Below are 15,056 nucleotides of genomic sequence, written 5' to 3' on the forward strand. Positions count from 1 at the left end.
TAGCTTAAATTAAATTTTAACCAATGTCAGTTATAAATATATTAAGTCGAGATTCTTAATATTTATAAAACCAACTTATTTACTAAGATTTTTTTAAAACTCTCGTTGAACTTGCTTAACCTTGGTGGAAATTATCGTTAAACTATAGCATCAGTATTTTGCTGTATTCCCGTTTGGAGTAAATATATGTCGTGGCTTTCTTCTCTTAAATCCGTCTTTTCACCCTCTAAAGAAGTCAATGAAGAAGAAATCCAAAAAGTATTGCAGGCATATATTTTGCCAAATTCTGCCAATGCTTTAAAAGATCGTATTACTCAGATTAATGTGCAGGGGCAAATTTTACAAATCACAATTAATACTTTTCCATCTGAAGCTGATGATTTGCAAAAAATTCATGATGATTTAGCAGATGCCTTAGAAAAATGTGGTATTACTGAATTGAATATGCATGTGATTCAGCAAAAAACAGCACATAAAAAAGAAGGTGGCTGTGGTCATCATCATAAAGAAGGTGAAAGTTGTTCAAGCCAAGAAAAAGAAGAAAAATCAAAATTACCACCAGTTGTGGATGCTTCGGCAGAAGTAACACAAAAAGCTGTGGAAGAAGTCGATCCAAATAATCCTCCTATAGCAAAAGCAGCACCTCAACAGCGTGATGTGCCAAAGCATCCACGTATTCAAAATGTTATTTTGGTTTCTTCAGGGAAAGGCGGTGTAGGTAAATCGACCACAACTGTAAATTTAGCTTTGGCTTTACAAGCTTTAGGTTTAAAAGTTGGTGTGTTAGATGCAGATATTTACGGACCAAGTATTCCAACAATGTTGGGAAATGCAGGTCGTACACCCATGATTGAATCGGAAAATTTTGTTCCTCTTGAAGCATATGGAATGGCAGTTTTATCTATTGGACATTTAACGGGTGATAATAATACGCCAGTTGCTTGGCGTGGTCCAAAAGCAACGGGTGCATTGATGCAACTGTTTAATCAAACACTTTGGCCTGATTTAGATGTACTAATGATTGATATGCCACCAGGTACAGGTGATATTCAATTGACTTTGGCACAGCGTATTCCTGTGACAGGCGCAGTTATTGTGACAACTCCTCAAAATGTAGCATTGCTTGATGCAACGAAAGGCATTGAGTTGTTTAATCGTGTGCAAATTCCAGTAATGGGTGTTGTTGAAAATATGTCGACTCATATTTGTTCAAACTGTGGATTTGAGGAACAAATTTTTGGTACAGGTGGTGGTGATAAACTTGCTGAACAATACGATATTCCACTTTTAGGGCGTTTGCCTCTAAATGTGAAAATTCGTGAAAATGCAGATGCTGGTAAACCATCTGTAATTGCAGGTGATGATGCGGCTGAAAGTTATATGGTAATTGCACAAAAAATTGCGAATAGACTGCCAAAAGAAGAAAAAGATAAGTCTCGTATTTTTTAAATAGAAAGTTAATAAATATGAATTAAAAAGCCCAAAATATTTTGGGCTTTTTTTACGTATAATTGAATCCTATTAAATGGTAAGTTCTATTTTGGGATTTTGCTTTTTAGCATTTATGATATTAATAGATATAGCAATAATAACCATAAAAATACCAATAATATCTGTAATCGTTTCAGGAATAATCATACATAGTGCACCCGCACCTAAAAATAGTCTCCAGAACCAAGGTAAGGCTGTTTTAAAGTAACCTTCAACAGCTGCACCTAATGCGAGAATACCAATAATAGATGTTACACAAATACTGATAATTGTTGTCCATGCAGGGAATGCAAATTCACGTGCATTAACGGCAACATTTGCAGTATCAATCATTAACATTGCGGGGTTGTAGACAAATAAGAATGGAACGATAAAGCCTGCAAGTGAAAGTTTGAGTGCCTGAAAGCCTGTACGCATTGGATCTCCACCTGCAATACCAGCACCAGCAAAGGCGGCTAAGGCGACAGGAGGGGTGATGTTGGCAAATAATCCAAAATAAAATACAAACATATGTGCAACAAGTGTTGGAATGTCAAAGTTTGCTAATGCTGGAGCAGCCATTGTTGCTGTGATGATATATGCCGGAATTGAAGGTAAGCCCATGCCTAAAATCATTGAGGCAATCATGGTAAAAAAGAGTGTTAAAAATAAGCTGCCTGCGCCAATACTCATAATAGAAGAGGTCATGACTGAACCAAAACTTGTTAAGCTCACAACACCAATAATAATACCCACTAAAGCACAGGCTGCCATGACGGATAATGATTGCTTAGCACCATCTTCTAAGGCTTCTAAAATTTCTTTTAAGCCCATACGAGTCGTTTTCTTAAACGCTGCAACAACAATTGTTAATAAAATGGTATAAACCGCTGCGTAACTGACAGGAATAGACTGAAATAAGAAAAATACCAGTGCAATAATGGGAATGAGTAAGTGTCCACGTTCCTTTAAAACTTCTTTAACTTTTGGTAGGTCTGATTTTGGGACACCTTTTAGGTTGTCTCGACCTGCACGAAAGTGAACTTGTGCCATTACACCTAAGTAATATAGTAATGCAGGTAATGTTGCAGCAAGTGCAATTGTACCGTAGCTTACACCAGTTGTTTCAGCCATGATAAAAGCACTTGCACCCATAACAGGAGGTAGAATTTGTCCGCCAACAGATGCGCTTGCTTCAACTGCACCAGCAAAATTTTTGTGATAACCAATTTTTTTCATAAGGGGAATGGTAAATGAACCGGTACCAACGACATTGGCGACAGCTGTGCCATTGATACTACCCATAAAACCACTTGAAATTACAGCAACTTTTGCAGGACCACCTTGCTTATGTCCAGCTAATGCCATTGCTAAATCATTAAAGAGTTTCCCCATACCAGATTTTGCTAAGAAGGCACCAAATAAAATAAATAAGAAAATAAAAGTAACAGAGGCACCTATTGCTGAAGAATATAACCCTTCAGTTTTTAAATACATTTGACCAAAAATATCGCTGACTGTAAATGGGCGTGTTAATAAGCGATCAGGCATCCAATCAAAATGACTAATAAATGGATAGGCTAAAAAGATCATTCCTAAAATTGGGAGCATCCACCCCATAACACGTCGTGCACCTTCAATCACTAAAATGACCGTCATAATAGAAAAGGCAATATCAAGCGTATTGGGGATACCGCCACGAGTCGTGACAATATCTTGATATTCAATCCAAAGATATAAAAATGAAGACAATGATGCGGAAGCTAAGATCCAATCTGACCAAGAAATGGTTTGTCTTGAAGTCGAACTTCTTGCTGGATAAAGTAGAAAAACTAATGCCAAGCCAATTGCAACATGGGCAGAACGTTGAATCAATTCTGGCAAGGGATTAAACGTAATAAATAAATGAAATAAAGAGTAAAAAATAGCAATTGTAGCAATAAACCATTTAACTGATTTATTTACTGGCTGTCGTGTCACAGATTCACGATCAAACTTTTCTAAAATTGCTTGCTGTTCTTTTTCATCTAATTGTTCAATGACAACTTTTTGATCTGTGGTGGTCATAAGCATTCTCCCAACCACAATACCGTCCAAAATGGTTGTTGCTGAATAGAAATATTGATGAGGCTATAGTTAGGATAATCTTCATAAATACGCCATTCTTGGTGATTAAATTTAATTACACCTTGCATATTTTTAGAAATTGTCCAATTAATCTCTTTTAACATTTGATTCACTTCCATACGAATCCAACCATCTTTTTGAAAAATTATAAGATTACTTATTGGTGTACCTGCACCAAAAGAAATAAAGTCCGTGTACTGAAGTACAAAATTATTATTTTTTATTTGATAATGTTCTAGCCAATTTGTTTTTTCAACAGAATGTTTCCATTGTAAATCAAAAGATTGAGATGGAATCTTGCAAATATTCTGATTGACTTGTACCTGCGTGTAAGATACAGGAAGAAGAAAAGTAAGACCAAAACATAGACCAAATAAAAGTGTAGTGATAACTACACTTTTATGTTTTATCATTATTTTTTCGCTACTTCATCGTAATAGCGTTTAGCACCAGGATGTAGCGGTGCAACTAAACCATTCTGAGCGTTTTCTAAAGTAATTTCAGTCGCTGCTTGATGTGAATTGGCTAATGTTTTTAGGCTGTCGAAGAATGTTTTAGTTAGTTTGTAAACATCATCATCAGAGAGGTCGGACTTAACAACTAAAGCATTCATAATGGCAGCTGTTGGGATATCTTCTGTATTTCCATAGGTTCCTTTAGGAATAGTCAGGGCTAGAAAATAAGATTGATCTTTAGCAATATCTTTAATTTTTTCCGAATTGATAGCAACGAGTTGTAAATCAAAACCTTGTTGTAGTTCCATTAAAGATGAGTTTGGAATACCGCTGGTTAAAAATGCTGCATCAATTTTTCCACCTTTTAATGCATCTGCTGCTTCTGCATATCCTAGATAATCAACTTTTACGTCATCATATGTAATGCCAAATCCATTTAATAATGTGCGGGCATTTACTTCTACGCCTGAATTTTGAGCACCAACAGCAATACGTTTTCCTTTCAAATCTTCAATATTTTTAATACCCGATTTTTTTGATGCGACAATTTGTACATAGTTTGGATAAAGTGCAGCAATTTGCTGAACATTTTCGACTTTACCATTATTAAAAACGCCAGTACCTTTTAATGCATCGGTCAGACTGTCACTCATGACAAAAGCCATTTCAACTTTATTTTGCTTAAGTAAGTTTAGATTTTCTACAGAAGCACCTGTTGTTTGGGTTTTAGAATTAACCCCATAAGTTTTATTATAAATTTCAGCCAAGCTTGTTCCAATTACATTGTATGGGCCTGAGGCACCACCTGTTGCAATACTAACAAATTTGCTTGAAAGCTTATCTGGAGCTGATGTGGATGTTGCTGGTTCTTTATTTTGTACCGTTTTATTGTCATTTGAGCATGCATACATACCTGATATTGATAAGCATAAAATTGATAAGGTTAAAAATTTTGTCATAAACTACTCCATAGTTTTTTTATTTTCTCAAGTCATTTGAGTTTGTTCTTTAGCTTTGCTATAAGCTGTTTAAAAAATAACTTATTTAAATACGCTTGAATATAGTTTTGATATAAAACTTAACAATATAAGTTAGTTAGTTGTTTTTTAATAATAATTTAATTCTAGCTTATTTCTTTTAGTTTTTTTGTTAAAAGGATTTTTAATTTTAAAGTGACTAATTGGTTTTTTAATGTATTTAATTTGTTAAATATATGAAAATATTGTTAATTTTTATTATTTTTTTTGAAATTATATTTCCTCTTACAATTTTTACTTTGCTAAATCATAGAGTGCTCAATTATCCTTCAGTTATTCATAGTTGAGGTCGAATAAATGATTTCATTATTATTTATTGGCTTGGTTATTTCTATTTTATTAACACCTGGTCCAACAAATACATTATTAGCCTCTTCAGGGATTCAGGTTGGGATTCGAAAATCATTTCGTTTAATCCCTTCTGAAGCATTTGGTTACATGATTGCAATCTCTATTTGGGGATTTTTGATTGGCAAAGTATCTGCACAATTTCCACTATTACCCACAATTTTAAAATTATTTAGTGCCAGTTATATTGTTTTTTTAGCGATTAAACTTTGGCGTACTGCAGATGTTGACGTGAGTTTTAATCAACCTACAATTCGTGCTCGTGAATTATTCATTGCAACATTATTGAATCCAAAAGCATTGTTATTTGCTTCTGCTATTTTTCCAGCAATTGTATGGAAAAATATGAATTATTATGTCAGTCATATGTTGATATTCTTATTTTTACTTATTCCAATTGCTTTTTTATGGACGTGTATTGGTTCATATTTAGCTTCAAATAAGATTCGTTGGTTAAATCAGTCTAATTTGCAAAAAACAGCTTCCATTATTTTATTAAGCTTTTCAGTACCTTTAAGCTACTCTGCTTTATTAAGTTTTTAATTATCTCACTATTTTATAGGTAGTGAAATGTAGCGGAAGCAGAGACGCTTATTTTCATTATGTGCGATTTAAGTTAAAGTACGTCGCAGTAAATTATTTAGCACTATTTGGATAATACAATGGCAATTAAGTCTGATCGTTGGATTCGTGAAATGAGCGAAAAGCACGGTATGATTGAACCGTATGCAGAGAACCAAGTTCGTTTAGATGAAAATGGTCAAAAACTCATTTCTTATGGCGTATCAAGTTACGGTTATGATGTGCGTTGTGCACGTGAGTTTAAAGTATTTACAAATGTTCATTCAGCAATTGTAGATCCGAAAAACTTTGATGAAAAATGTTTTGTCGATATTGAAGCTGACGTTTGTATTATTCCACCAAACTCATTTGCTTTAGCTCGTACAGTTGAATATTTCCGTATTCCACGTAATGTATTGACAGTATGCTTAGGTAAATCAACTTATGCACGTTGCGGTATTATTGTAAACGTTACTCCGCTTGAGCCAGAGTGGGAAGGTCACGTGACTTTAGAATTTTCAAATACAACAAATTTACCAGCATATATTTATGCAGGTGAGGGTGTTGCTCAGATGTTATTCTTCGAATCTGATGAAGTATGTGAAACATCTTATAAAGATCGTGGTGGTAAATACCAAGGTCAACAAGGTGTTACACTTCCGAAAGCTTAATTTTGTAAGCAATAAAAAATCCCGCATTACGCGGGATTTTTTTATATAGTCAAATTATTTAACAATTTTTGCTAGTAATTCTTCTTTACTTAAGTTTACAGACTCAGCATCACGACGGCCTTTATATTCAAAAGTACCCGCATCTAAACCTTTTTCACCAATAACAATACGGTGAGGAATACCCGTAAGTTCTAAGTCAGAGAATTTAACACCTGGACGTTCATTACGATCATCAAGTAATACATCATAACCCGCTGCTTGGAGTTCTTCATAAAGCGCTTCAGCCGCTTCTAAAGTACGAGGTGATTTATGTGCATTCATTGGAACAATCGCAATTTCAAAAGGTGCAATTGCTGAAGGCCAGATAATACCTTTTTCATCGTAGTTTTGTTCAATAGCAGAAGCAACTACACGAGTTACGCCAATACCATAACAACCCATAGTTACAACAAGTGGTTTGCCATCTTCGCCAAGAACTTTACAGCCTAAAGCTTCTGAGTATTTTTGACCTAATTGGAAAATATGACCGACTTCAATACCACGTTTAATTTGAAGTGTACCTTTGCCATCTGGAGAAGGATCACCTTCAACAACATTACGTAAGTCATAAACTTCTGTGAAGTTAGCATCACGTTCCCAGTTTACGCCTGTAGCATGTTTATCTGCTTCATTTGCACCTGCAACAAAGTCAGAAAGAACAGAAGCTGCACGATCAATAATAACGGTTAAACCTTTTTCAGTTAAACCTTGTGGACCAATGAAACCAGCAGTTAAACCTAGTTCAGTAATTTGTTCTTCTGTTGCAAATGTAAGTGGAGATGCAATTAAAGGATGTTTTTCAGCTTTAATTTCATTGAGTTCGTGATCGCCACGTAAGAATAGCGCAACAACAGGTGTTTTACCTTCTTCAGTTACAACACCTTGTACCAATAATGCTTTTACAGATTGAGCAGGATCTGACTTTAAGAATGCTGAAACATCTGCGATTGTTTTTTGATTTGGAGTATCAACAATTGTTAATGCTTGAGTTGGTGTAGCACGTTTGCCAACTAAAACAGCTTCAGCCATTTCAATATTTGCTGCATAATCAGATTCTGTAGAGAATGCGATATCATCTTCACCACTTGATGCCAATACATGGAATTCATGTGAACCTGAACCACCAATAGAACCAGTATCTGCTTGTACTGGACGGAAATTCAAACCTAAACGTGTGAAAATTTTGCAGTATGCATCGTACATAATGTCATACGTTTCTTGTAAAGATTCTTGATTCACATGGAATGAATAAGCATCTTTCATAATGAATTCACGTGAACGCATTACACCAAAACGTGGACGAATTTCATCACGGAATTTAGTTTGAACTTGATAGAAGTTCGCAGGAAGTTGTTTATAACTTTTGAGTTCCGTACGTGCTAAATCTGTAATCACTTCTTCATGCGTTGGTCCAAGCACGAAATCATTCATATGACGATCTTTAAATCGAAGTAATTCAGGGCCGTATTGAACATAACGACCAGACTCTTCCCATAATGAAGCAGGTTGAGTAACAGGCATAAGTACTTCAAGTGAGCCTGCGCGGTTCATTTCTTCACGCACAATCGCTTCAACTTTATTTAATACGCGAACGCCCATTGGTAACCAAGTATATAAACCTGAAGCCAATTTACGAATCATCCCCGCACGTAACATGAGCTGGTGTGAGATTACTTCAGCATCATTTGGGGTTTCTCTTAACGTTGCAAATAAAAAGCGACTCGCGCGCATGGAAACTGTCCTAATATGAATTTCGTTAAAGTGAGTGATTATACAATAAAATTAAGCGTAGCATTGAACATCAATTTGAAGACATGAATTAATCTAATATAAAATGCAGAATAAAATTTTTATTGAAAGCTGTATGAATTAAACAAGTGCTACTGAAAGTACCTTATTCATTTTTTTGTAAACGAAAAATAAGTTGATTGTATTCAAGATTTGTATTGTGATAAGTGTCTTTAAGATGAATGATATTCTGTTTGACTTGAGTAATGTTATATGAGTTTTGCTGAAGTTTTACTTTGATATTATTTAATATTTTGTGATCAGCACGAATTAATTTCATTTCTTCATTTAATAAAATTTTTCGTTCATTTTGTAAGGTCTCTAGCTGTTTCTTTTGAAAGCTCACTTGCTTTTTTAGTGTTGCTAAAGCTGTTTCTTTTTTTGAATTGCATTTTGACTTGTCATATATGCTTGTTTTAACCGAGCATCATCTTTCTTTTGCTTAATAGCATTTTGAAGACTTTTTTCATCTAGCAGGCTTTTTTCTACATTAAATGCAGAATGTTTCTGTATTACCTGCATGTTTTGATTGAGTGCTTCATAGCCATAATAAATATGGTTAGCTGTAATATTTGTACTTATATTTGCAACTCCATTTTTATCATAATAACGATATATGATTTCTGAAGATGTTTTTTGAGAAGTTTTAGCCAAGACTAAATTTGAGTGGACTGATAGTATAAAAAAGAAAAATATCTTTATTTTTTTGATACTGTAAAAGTTCATATTTAAGCCCCTAAGTAATTCTAAAATATAGTTTTATATTGTTGTTTTAGTTTATGTTATAGTAAATAAATCCTGTAAGAAAAAAAATGTATTTTAATTTATATTTAATTTTCTAAATCTTTGAAATAAAAAATATTTTTTTTGTAATTATTGTAGGTTTTTGCTGAACTCTATATCCATATAATATTTATGGGATTTGATGTATGATATAGATACTGCTTAAAAATGTTTAAAAAACTCATTTGTTTAAGTGAAATGAGAAAGGTAAAAATAAATGAGCGAAGTTTTAAAAAATTTAAAAGTTCTAGTAGTTGATCATTCACATATTATTAGACGTACAACAGAGACATTTTTGCAAAGAGAGGGGTGCGTTATTCAAACAATGGAAGATGGCTTTGAATCTTTAGCTCATTTATCTACATTTAATCCAGATATCATATTAATTGACGTGATGCTTGAAAGATTAAATGGTTACCAAGTTTGCGCATTAATTAAAAATACAAAAGATTTTCAAAATACGCCTATTATTATGTTGTCTACACAAGATAGTTTGTTTGATCAAGCGAAAGGACAAGTGGTTGGTGCGAATGCGAGCTTGATGAAACCATTTAGTAAAGATGAACTATTAAATGCAATTCGTCAACATATAAAGGTATAATTGAAGTGTAGCTTTGGGGAAAATAATGGCTAGAATTTTAATTGTAGATGATTCACCAACTGAAACATTTCGGTTTAAAGAAATTTTAAATCAGCATGGTTTTGATGTTATTGAAGCGACGAATGGTGCTGATGGTGTCACAATGGCACAAGCAGAATTACCAGATTTAGTTCTTATGGATGTTGTGATGCCAGGTGTAAATGGTTTTCAGGCAACACGCCAACTTTCTCGTGATGATGTAACTAAGCATATTCCGATTGTTATTGTGAGTACCAAAGATCAAGAAACTGATCGTGCATGGGGAAAACTTCAAGGTGCTTGCGATTATTTAACAAAACCAATTGATGAAAACTTATTAATTCAAACTGTAAAACATTATTTAAATGAGAAATAAGTTCATTTCATTTTATATAAAAAAGGAACTCTATTGAGTTCCTTTTTTTACTTATGCTAAAAGATTTTCTAGAATTTGCTCATAAATTTCAGCAAGTGGCTCTAAATCTGAAACATCAACATGTTCATTAATTTGATGGATTGTTGCATTTAATACACCAAGTTCAAGAACCTGTGCACCTGTTGGCGCAATAAAACGACCATCTGATGTGCCACCACTTGTTGAAAGTTCGGCTTTAATGCCAGTGACATTGTGAATAGCATTTTTAGCCGCATTCACTAGTTCACCAACAGGTGTCAAGAATGGTAAACCTGAAAGAGTCCATTGAATATCATAATCAACTTGATGACGATCTAAAATTTCTATAGCACGAACTTTAAGTTCTTCAGCTGTAACTTCCGTAGAATAACGCCAATTAATTAGCAAGTTCATAGAACCTGGAACAACATTTGTTGCACCTGTACCAGCATTAATATTTGAAATTTGGAAAGATGTGGCAGGGAAGTATTCATTTCCTTCATCCCATACTGTTTCACATAATTCAGCAATTGCTTTTGAGGCTGTATGAATTGGATTAATCGCTAAATGAGGATAAGCAACATGACCTTGCTTACCTTTAATTGTTAGATTTGCGTTTAAAGAACCACGACGACCATTTTTAATAATATCACCAAGTTTATTTGTACTTGATGGCTCACCTACTAAGCACCAGTCCATTTTTTCATTGCGTGCTTCCAATGTCTCAATGACTTTAACTGTTCCATTAATAGATGGACCTTCTTCATCAGATGTGATGAGAAAAGCAATTGAACCTTTGTGGTTGGGATGCTTTGCCACGAAACGTTCAGAAGCAATCACCATTGCTGCAAGTGCTGTTTTCATATCAGCACTACCACGACCATAAAGTTTTCCATCACGAATTTCAGGAACAAATGGATCAGAATTCCAAGCATCTAAATGACCTGTTGGAACAACATCTGTATGACCAGCAAAACAAAAAACAGGAGATTCTGTGCCTTTACGAGCCCATAAATTATCAACATCGTCGAAACGCATGTTTTCAATATTAAAACCAATTTTTTCTAGGCGCTTGGCCATGATTTCTTGGCAAGTATGATCAATAGGAGTTACAGAGGGTTGGCGTAATAATTGTAAGCTAAGCTCAAGAGTTTCTGACGAAATCATACCAATAAGTCATGTCTAAAAAGTCACCCTATAATAGGCGAAACTCTAAAATAAGGGGAGTTCCAAATGAAAAAAACCTTATCTAAGATAAGGTTTTTAAGAGGGGGCTTTTAGATATTATTTATTTTTAATTTCATTGGACGTTTTTTCAGCAGTATCTGTGACAACGCTTCCAACTTTAGAAACATCTTGTCCAACGCCTTTAACAGTATTACATCCAACTAATACAAAACTTAGTGCCAAAGCAGAAAATAGAACTTTTTTCATTAATATCACCCTTTTGATTTACTAAAATAAATATCCTTCAATTTCAGACTAAAAGAAAATAACCGTGATAAGTGTATAAAGTTTGTTCTATTCAGTAAGAGAATGTATTTATACAAGAAGATAGTTTAGATTAAATAGGGTAATGACGGTGATCTATACATATAATAATGAGAGGAGTCTGAATTAAAATATAATCCATCTGTCCACCATTTATTATGAGAAGAACTTGCATTATTGTGAGGGCATAACCATTCATGTCGGCTTAGGCGATGATGTTTTTTTGCATGTTTAGGAAAACATGTTCCCCAATTTCCTAAACGACGATCTAGATTGATCCATGTAGGTATTTCTAATGAGTTCTGATACAAAGGTAAATAAAGTTGACCTTTGATTACGGCAAATTTCTCATTAATTTCTAAATCTAATACATGAGAAAATTGGAATTGTTTTTGAGAGAAATGATACATCTTTTTAAATAATGTATCACTACGATTAAGTCCATACCAATTTTTTAGTGTTAAATCACTTTCCCCTAAATAATATTTTAAAGCGACTTCCCAATGTTCAATTTGATTGTTCTCAGTATTCTTAACAACAAAGTCTAATTCACCAACAGTTTTAGGTCCCTGAATGATCTGTAAACCATGTGCCAATACTTCATAAGGGTGATAATTTGAATCGAGTAACCAAAACCAAATGAGCATTTCAAAGCGTAGCCCTAAACGTGTACTTTTAAGCTTGTTTAAAAAGTTTTGTAATTCATTAGGATTTTGATCTAAAAACTCTAAACGAGGCTTGTATTGTGTGTAAAAATTTTGCCATTTTTGACTGTCATGTAATTGAAATGGGTAAAAGACTTCAAGTTCTTGTGGAATTTTCTGAATAATATTTGGACTGAGTAAGGCAAAAGCAAGTTGCCTAACAACTGGCGTTTTATAAAATAACCAATATTCATTTTGTATGTTGTTTAACAGAGAAGACATGGCTTAAGCACATTTAATAGATAAATTGATGAGATTGGCGACTAAAACAATTTATACTACAAAATAACTATTTATAGGAAAATTATATGAAAACGTTGTTTTGGCGGGCTTTAGTTGTGATATTTGTCACATTAGGCTTTATTGGTGCATTGCTTCCAGGTATGCCAACAACTGTATTCTTAATTTTAGCTGCATGGGCTGCTTCAAAAGGATGGCCACAAGTAGATGAGTGGTTAATGCAACATCCAAAATATGGACCGACACTTAAAGCTTGGCGAGAGCATGGAACTGTTCCTAGAAAAGCGAAATGGGTTGCTAGTATTATGATGCTCATTAGTGGAATAATAATGGTATTTACAAATGCACCATTGGCCGTCAAAATTTTTACGGATGTAACAATGTTGATTGTCGCAATTTGGCTTTGGTTGCGTCCAGAGCCTAAACATAATTAAAAAGGTATGCTATGAAATACACATTAAATCAAGCCGATATTTTAGTAGATCTAGCAGAGCAAACTTTATTTTTACCAAAACATAACAAGCTCTATATTATTTCTACAGGGAAAAATGGCATTGGAGAGTTTGAAAATAGTGGTAAAACTCCAAGGGGATGGCATAAAGTTGCATTAAAATTTGGTCATAATGCACCTAAAAATACAGTATTTATAGCAAGACAAGAAACGGGTGAAATTTATTCACAAGATTTAGCTGAAGAATTTCCAGAACGTGATTGGATTTTATCTAGAATATTATGGTTAAGTGGGTTGGAGCCTAATTTTAATTCAGGTACAGGTTGCGATACATTTAATAGATATATTTATATACATGGCACTCCTGATACTGAGCCTATGGGTATTCCTATGTCACATGGATGTATTCGAATGAAAAATACCGATATTATTGAATTATTTGATCTGATTCCTGAAGAATCTCTAGTTTATATTTCTGAAAAAAGTCTTGTAAAAGTATTCGAGTAAAATTTTAAATGTATAAAATGAATAATTAAAATATAAAATTATAGAAATACAGTGTTTTTTGTACAATGTAATATGTCTTTTAGAGCATTAAAAAAATTGTAGACTACAGAATTTTTTAATTTTTTTATGGAAATGGAACTTTAAAAATACAAAATATAAAATATATTGGTCACTAACATGTGAAATTTGCATATTTTTATAGCAAATAACCTATTTTTTAATCATTCGATAAGGAAAAGTTAAAAACAAGTAGAAAAGCGTTTGACAGGTTCACAGGATTCTCTATAATGCACCTCACAAACGATGAAGACGTTGAGGGCGCTTAGCTCAGTTGGTAGAGCGTCTGCCTTACAAGCAGAATGTCGGCGGTTCGATCCCGTCAGCGCCCACCAAGCCTTTACGTTAAGATTTATAGTGCAGCGGTAGTTCAGTTGGTTAGAATATCGGCCTGTCACGCCGAGGGTCGCGGGTTCGAGTCCCGTCCGCTGCGCCACTTAAATTCTTAACATTGTTTGTGCCACAATCGTGAAATTGTGTAATTGCAGCGGTAGTTCAGTTGGTTAGAATATCGGCCTGTCACGCCGAGGGTCGCGGGTTCGAGTCCCGTCCGCTGCGCCATTTACATAATAGAGCTTTTGAGGGCGCTTAGCTCAGTTGGTAGAGCGTCTGCCTTACAAGCAGAATGTCGGCGGTTCGATCCCGTCAGCGCCCACCAGATTTTTTTACGATGCAGCGGTAGTTCAGTTGGTTAGAATATCGGCCTGTCACGCCGAGGGTCGCGGGTTCGAGTCCCGTCCGCTGCGCCATTTAAAAATCAAAAAAGTTTGACCCTATAAGGGCGCTTAGCTCAGTTGGTAGAGCGTCTGCCTTACAAGCAGAATGTCGGCGGTTCGATCCCGTCAGCGCCCACCATATCTTCGGATATAGCAGTAAGCATGCAGCGGTAGTTCAGTTGGTTAGAATATCGGCCTGTCACGCCGAGGGTCGCGGGTTCGAGTCCCGTCCGCTGCGCCATTTACTCGAAAGTTTGACCCTATAAGGGCGCTTAGCTCAGTTGGTAGAGCGTCTGCCTTACAAGCAGAATGTCGGCGGTTCGATCCCGTCAGCGCCCACCATATCTTCGGATATAGCAGTAAGCATGCAGCGGTAGTTCAGTTGGTTAGAATATCGGCCTGTCACGCCGAGGGTCGCGGGTTCGAGTCCCGTCCGCTGCGCCATTTACTCGAAAGTTTGACCCTATAAGGGCGCTTAGCTCAGTTGGTAGAGCGTCTGCCTTACAAGCAGAATGTCGGCGGTTCGATCCCGTCAGCGCCCACCAAATTTTTTAAAATAAAATGCACTCTATATGAGTGATTTTTTGTTTTTGAAAGA

At 35.0% G+C, this 15,056-nt stretch carries 16 protein-coding genes and 10 tRNA genes; 17 read left to right on the forward strand and 9 right to left on the reverse strand.

Translation table 11 applies throughout. The annotated features are described in order from the left end of the window. Positions 1-186: 186 nt before the first annotated feature. A complete protein-coding gene (apbC, locus tag AOY20_RS07725) occupies positions 187-1,449 on the forward strand; it encodes an iron-sulfur cluster carrier protein ApbC (protein WP_054581323.1) in 1,263 nt (420 codons plus the stop codon). Between the two features lie 72 nt (positions 1,450-1,521). Here the strand turns inward: apbC and AOY20_RS07730 are convergent, their stop codons facing one another. From AOY20_RS07730 to AOY20_RS07740, 3 genes are read right to left on the reverse strand one after another with little or no spacing between them, the layout of a single operon-like run. After that, positions 1,522-3,537 carry a TRAP transporter permease gene (locus AOY20_RS07730; protein WP_054581324.1) on the reverse strand — a complete coding sequence of 672 codons (2,016 nt, stop codon included), beginning with the start codon at positions 3,535-3,537 and terminating at the stop codon, positions 1,522-1,524. Continuing rightward, on the reverse strand, positions 3,534-4,010 hold the full coding sequence (locus AOY20_RS07735; protein WP_054581325.1) for a DUF1850 domain-containing protein: 477 nt from the start codon (positions 4,008-4,010) through the stop codon (positions 3,534-3,536). Before AOY20_RS07735 ends, AOY20_RS07730 begins: the two co-directional genes overlap by 4 nt. Then, positions 4,010-5,011, reverse strand: a complete 1,002-nt coding sequence (locus AOY20_RS07740) for a TAXI family TRAP transporter solute-binding subunit (RefSeq protein WP_054581326.1) — start codon at positions 5,009-5,011, stop codon at positions 4,010-4,012. The genes AOY20_RS07735 and AOY20_RS07740 overlap by 1 nt, the downstream gene beginning before the upstream one ends. A 375-nt stretch (positions 5,012-5,386) precedes the next feature. Here AOY20_RS07740 and AOY20_RS07745 point away from each other — a divergent pair, with 375 nt between their 5' ends. Both AOY20_RS07745 and dcd read left to right on the forward strand, forming a co-directional pair. Next, positions 5,387-5,980 carry a LysE family translocator gene (locus AOY20_RS07745; protein ID WP_054581327.1) on the forward strand — a complete coding sequence of 198 codons (594 nt, stop codon included), beginning with the start codon at positions 5,387-5,389 and terminating at the stop codon, positions 5,978-5,980. A 119-nt stretch (positions 5,981-6,099) separates the two neighbouring features. Next, the gene (gene dcd, locus AOY20_RS07750) at positions 6,100-6,669 is read left to right on the forward strand and encodes a dCTP deaminase (protein WP_054581328.1); all 570 of its coding nucleotides are present in this window, start codon (positions 6,100-6,102) and stop codon (positions 6,667-6,669) included. A gap of 54 nt (positions 6,670-6,723) precedes the next feature. On the opposite strand, the gene AOY20_RS07755 is transcribed toward dcd, so the two are convergent. The 3 genes from AOY20_RS07755 to AOY20_RS07765 all read right to left on the reverse strand — a co-directional run bounded on the left by AOY20_RS07755 (position 6,724) and on the right by AOY20_RS07765 (position 9,222). Then, positions 6,724-8,439, reverse strand: coding sequence for a proline--tRNA ligase (locus AOY20_RS07755; protein WP_054581329.1), 1,716 nt, complete (start codon positions 8,437-8,439; stop codon positions 6,724-6,726). A gap of 163 nt (positions 8,440-8,602) precedes the next feature. Continuing rightward, positions 8,603-8,842, reverse strand: coding sequence for a hypothetical protein (locus tag AOY20_RS07760; protein ID WP_054581330.1), 240 nt, complete (start codon positions 8,840-8,842; stop codon positions 8,603-8,605). 17 nt (positions 8,843-8,859) lie between these two features. Continuing rightward, positions 8,860-9,222 (reverse strand): hypothetical protein, encoded by a 363-nt coding sequence (locus tag AOY20_RS07765; protein ID WP_054581331.1) that lies wholly within the window; start codon positions 9,220-9,222, stop codon positions 8,860-8,862. A 274-nt stretch (positions 9,223-9,496) separates the two neighbouring features. Here AOY20_RS07765 and AOY20_RS07770 point away from each other — a divergent pair, with 274 nt between their 5' ends. Together AOY20_RS07770 and AOY20_RS07775 are read left to right on the forward strand one after the other, a co-directional pair. Continuing rightward, positions 9,497-9,880, forward strand: coding sequence for a response regulator (locus AOY20_RS07770; protein WP_054581332.1), 384 nt, complete (start codon positions 9,497-9,499; stop codon positions 9,878-9,880). 25 nt (positions 9,881-9,905) lie between these two features. Continuing rightward, positions 9,906-10,274: a response regulator gene (locus tag AOY20_RS07775; protein ID WP_054581333.1), complete on the forward strand. Its 369-nt coding sequence runs from the start codon at positions 9,906-9,908 to the stop codon at positions 10,272-10,274. A 51-nt stretch (positions 10,275-10,325) separates the two neighbouring features. On the opposite strand, the gene dapE is transcribed toward AOY20_RS07775, so the two are convergent. From dapE to AOY20_RS07790, 3 genes are all read right to left on the reverse strand, one after another. Further along, positions 10,326-11,459 carry a succinyl-diaminopimelate desuccinylase gene (gene dapE, locus AOY20_RS07780; RefSeq protein ID WP_054581334.1) on the reverse strand — a complete coding sequence of 378 codons (1,134 nt, stop codon included), beginning with the start codon at positions 11,457-11,459 and terminating at the stop codon, positions 10,326-10,328. Between the two features lie 117 nt (positions 11,460-11,576). Beyond that, positions 11,577-11,726 (reverse strand): entericidin A/B family lipoprotein, encoded by a 150-nt coding sequence (locus AOY20_RS07785; RefSeq protein WP_054581335.1) that lies wholly within the window; start codon positions 11,724-11,726, stop codon positions 11,577-11,579. Positions 11,727-11,851: 125 nt separating this feature from the next. After that, complete coding sequence (locus AOY20_RS07790; protein WP_054581336.1) at positions 11,852-12,709, reverse strand: DUF1853 family protein; 858 nt, start codon at positions 12,707-12,709, stop codon at positions 11,852-11,854. Positions 12,710-12,795: 86 nt separating this feature from the next. Here AOY20_RS07790 and AOY20_RS07795 point away from each other — a divergent pair, with 86 nt between their 5' ends. The 12 genes from AOY20_RS07795 to AOY20_RS07850 all read left to right on the forward strand — a co-directional run bounded on the left by AOY20_RS07795 (position 12,796) and on the right by AOY20_RS07850 (position 15,003). Beyond that, positions 12,796-13,161: a YbaN family protein gene (locus tag AOY20_RS07795; protein ID WP_054581337.1), complete on the forward strand. Its 366-nt coding sequence runs from the start codon at positions 12,796-12,798 to the stop codon at positions 13,159-13,161. Between the two features lie 11 nt (positions 13,162-13,172). Further along, the gene (elsL, locus tag AOY20_RS07800; protein WP_054581338.1) at positions 13,173-13,685 is read left to right on the forward strand and encodes a cell wall-recycling L,D-carboxypeptidase ElsL; all 513 of its coding nucleotides are present in this window, start codon (positions 13,173-13,175) and stop codon (positions 13,683-13,685) included. Between the two features lie 316 nt (positions 13,686-14,001). Next, positions 14,002-14,077, forward strand: a tRNA-Val gene (locus AOY20_RS07805). Between the two features lie 24 nt (positions 14,078-14,101). Then, a tRNA-Asp gene (locus AOY20_RS07810) sits at positions 14,102-14,178 on the forward strand. Between the two features lie 48 nt (positions 14,179-14,226). Next, a tRNA-Asp gene (locus tag AOY20_RS07815) sits at positions 14,227-14,303 on the forward strand. 21 nt (positions 14,304-14,324) lie between these two features. After that, a tRNA-Val gene (locus AOY20_RS07820) sits at positions 14,325-14,400 on the forward strand. 14 nt (positions 14,401-14,414) lie between these two features. Continuing rightward, positions 14,415-14,491: transfer RNA gene (locus tag AOY20_RS07825), tRNA-Asp, on the forward strand. A gap of 30 nt (positions 14,492-14,521) precedes the next feature. After that, a tRNA-Val gene (locus tag AOY20_RS07830) sits at positions 14,522-14,597 on the forward strand. 25 nt (positions 14,598-14,622) lie between these two features. Then, positions 14,623-14,699: transfer RNA gene (locus AOY20_RS07835), tRNA-Asp, on the forward strand. 25 nt (positions 14,700-14,724) lie between these two features. Further along, positions 14,725-14,800, forward strand: a tRNA-Val gene (locus AOY20_RS07840). A gap of 25 nt (positions 14,801-14,825) precedes the next feature. Further along, positions 14,826-14,902: transfer RNA gene (locus AOY20_RS07845), tRNA-Asp, on the forward strand. Between the two features lie 25 nt (positions 14,903-14,927). Continuing rightward, a tRNA-Val gene (locus AOY20_RS07850) sits at positions 14,928-15,003 on the forward strand. Positions 15,004-15,056 lie beyond the last annotated feature (53 nt).

This window comes from Acinetobacter equi, assembly GCF_001307195.1.
In the GTDB taxonomy this organism is placed as follows: Bacteria; Pseudomonadota; Gammaproteobacteria; order Pseudomonadales; family Moraxellaceae; genus Acinetobacter; species Acinetobacter equi.

Bases quoted from the DNA above. Each gene is read 5' to 3' on its own strand.
- AOY20_RS07755 (WP_054581329.1), bottom strand. From the start codon at position 8,439: ATGCGCGCGAGTCGCTTTTTATTTGCAACGTTAAGAGAAACCCCAAAT.
- dapE (WP_054581334.1), bottom strand. From the start codon at position 11,459: ATGATTTCGTCAGAAACTCTTGAGCTTAGCTTACAATTATTACGCCAA.
- elsL (WP_054581338.1), top strand. From the start codon at position 13,173: ATGAAATACACATTAAATCAAGCCGATATTTTAGTAGATCTAGCAGAG.
- AOY20_RS07775 (WP_054581333.1), top strand. From the start codon at position 9,906: ATGGCTAGAATTTTAATTGTAGATGATTCACCAACTGAAACATTTCGG.
- AOY20_RS07730 (WP_054581324.1), bottom strand. From the start codon at position 3,537: ATGACCACCACAGATCAAAAAGTTGTCATTGAACAATTAGATGAAAAA.
- AOY20_RS07795 (WP_054581337.1), top strand. From the start codon at position 12,796: ATGAAAACGTTGTTTTGGCGGGCTTTAGTTGTGATATTTGTCACATTA.
- AOY20_RS07745 (WP_054581327.1), top strand. From the start codon at position 5,387: ATGATTTCATTATTATTTATTGGCTTGGTTATTTCTATTTTATTAACA.
- AOY20_RS07790 (WP_054581336.1), bottom strand. From the start codon at position 12,709: ATGTCTTCTCTGTTAAACAACATACAAAATGAATATTGGTTATTTTAT.
- dcd (WP_054581328.1), top strand. From the start codon at position 6,100: ATGGCAATTAAGTCTGATCGTTGGATTCGTGAAATGAGCGAAAAGCAC.
- apbC (WP_054581323.1), top strand. From the start codon at position 187: ATGTCGTGGCTTTCTTCTCTTAAATCCGTCTTTTCACCCTCTAAAGAA.
- AOY20_RS07770 (WP_054581332.1), top strand. From the start codon at position 9,497: ATGAGCGAAGTTTTAAAAAATTTAAAAGTTCTAGTAGTTGATCATTCA.
- AOY20_RS07735 (WP_054581325.1), bottom strand. From the start codon at position 4,010: ATGATAAAACATAAAAGTGTAGTTATCACTACACTTTTATTTGGTCTA.
- AOY20_RS07785 (WP_054581335.1), bottom strand. From the start codon at position 11,726: ATGAAAAAAGTTCTATTTTCTGCTTTGGCACTAAGTTTTGTATTAGTT.
- AOY20_RS07740 (WP_054581326.1), bottom strand. From the start codon at position 5,011: ATGACAAAATTTTTAACCTTATCAATTTTATGCTTATCAATATCAGGT.
- AOY20_RS07765 (WP_054581331.1), bottom strand. From the start codon at position 9,222: ATGAACTTTTACAGTATCAAAAAAATAAAGATATTTTTCTTTTTTATA.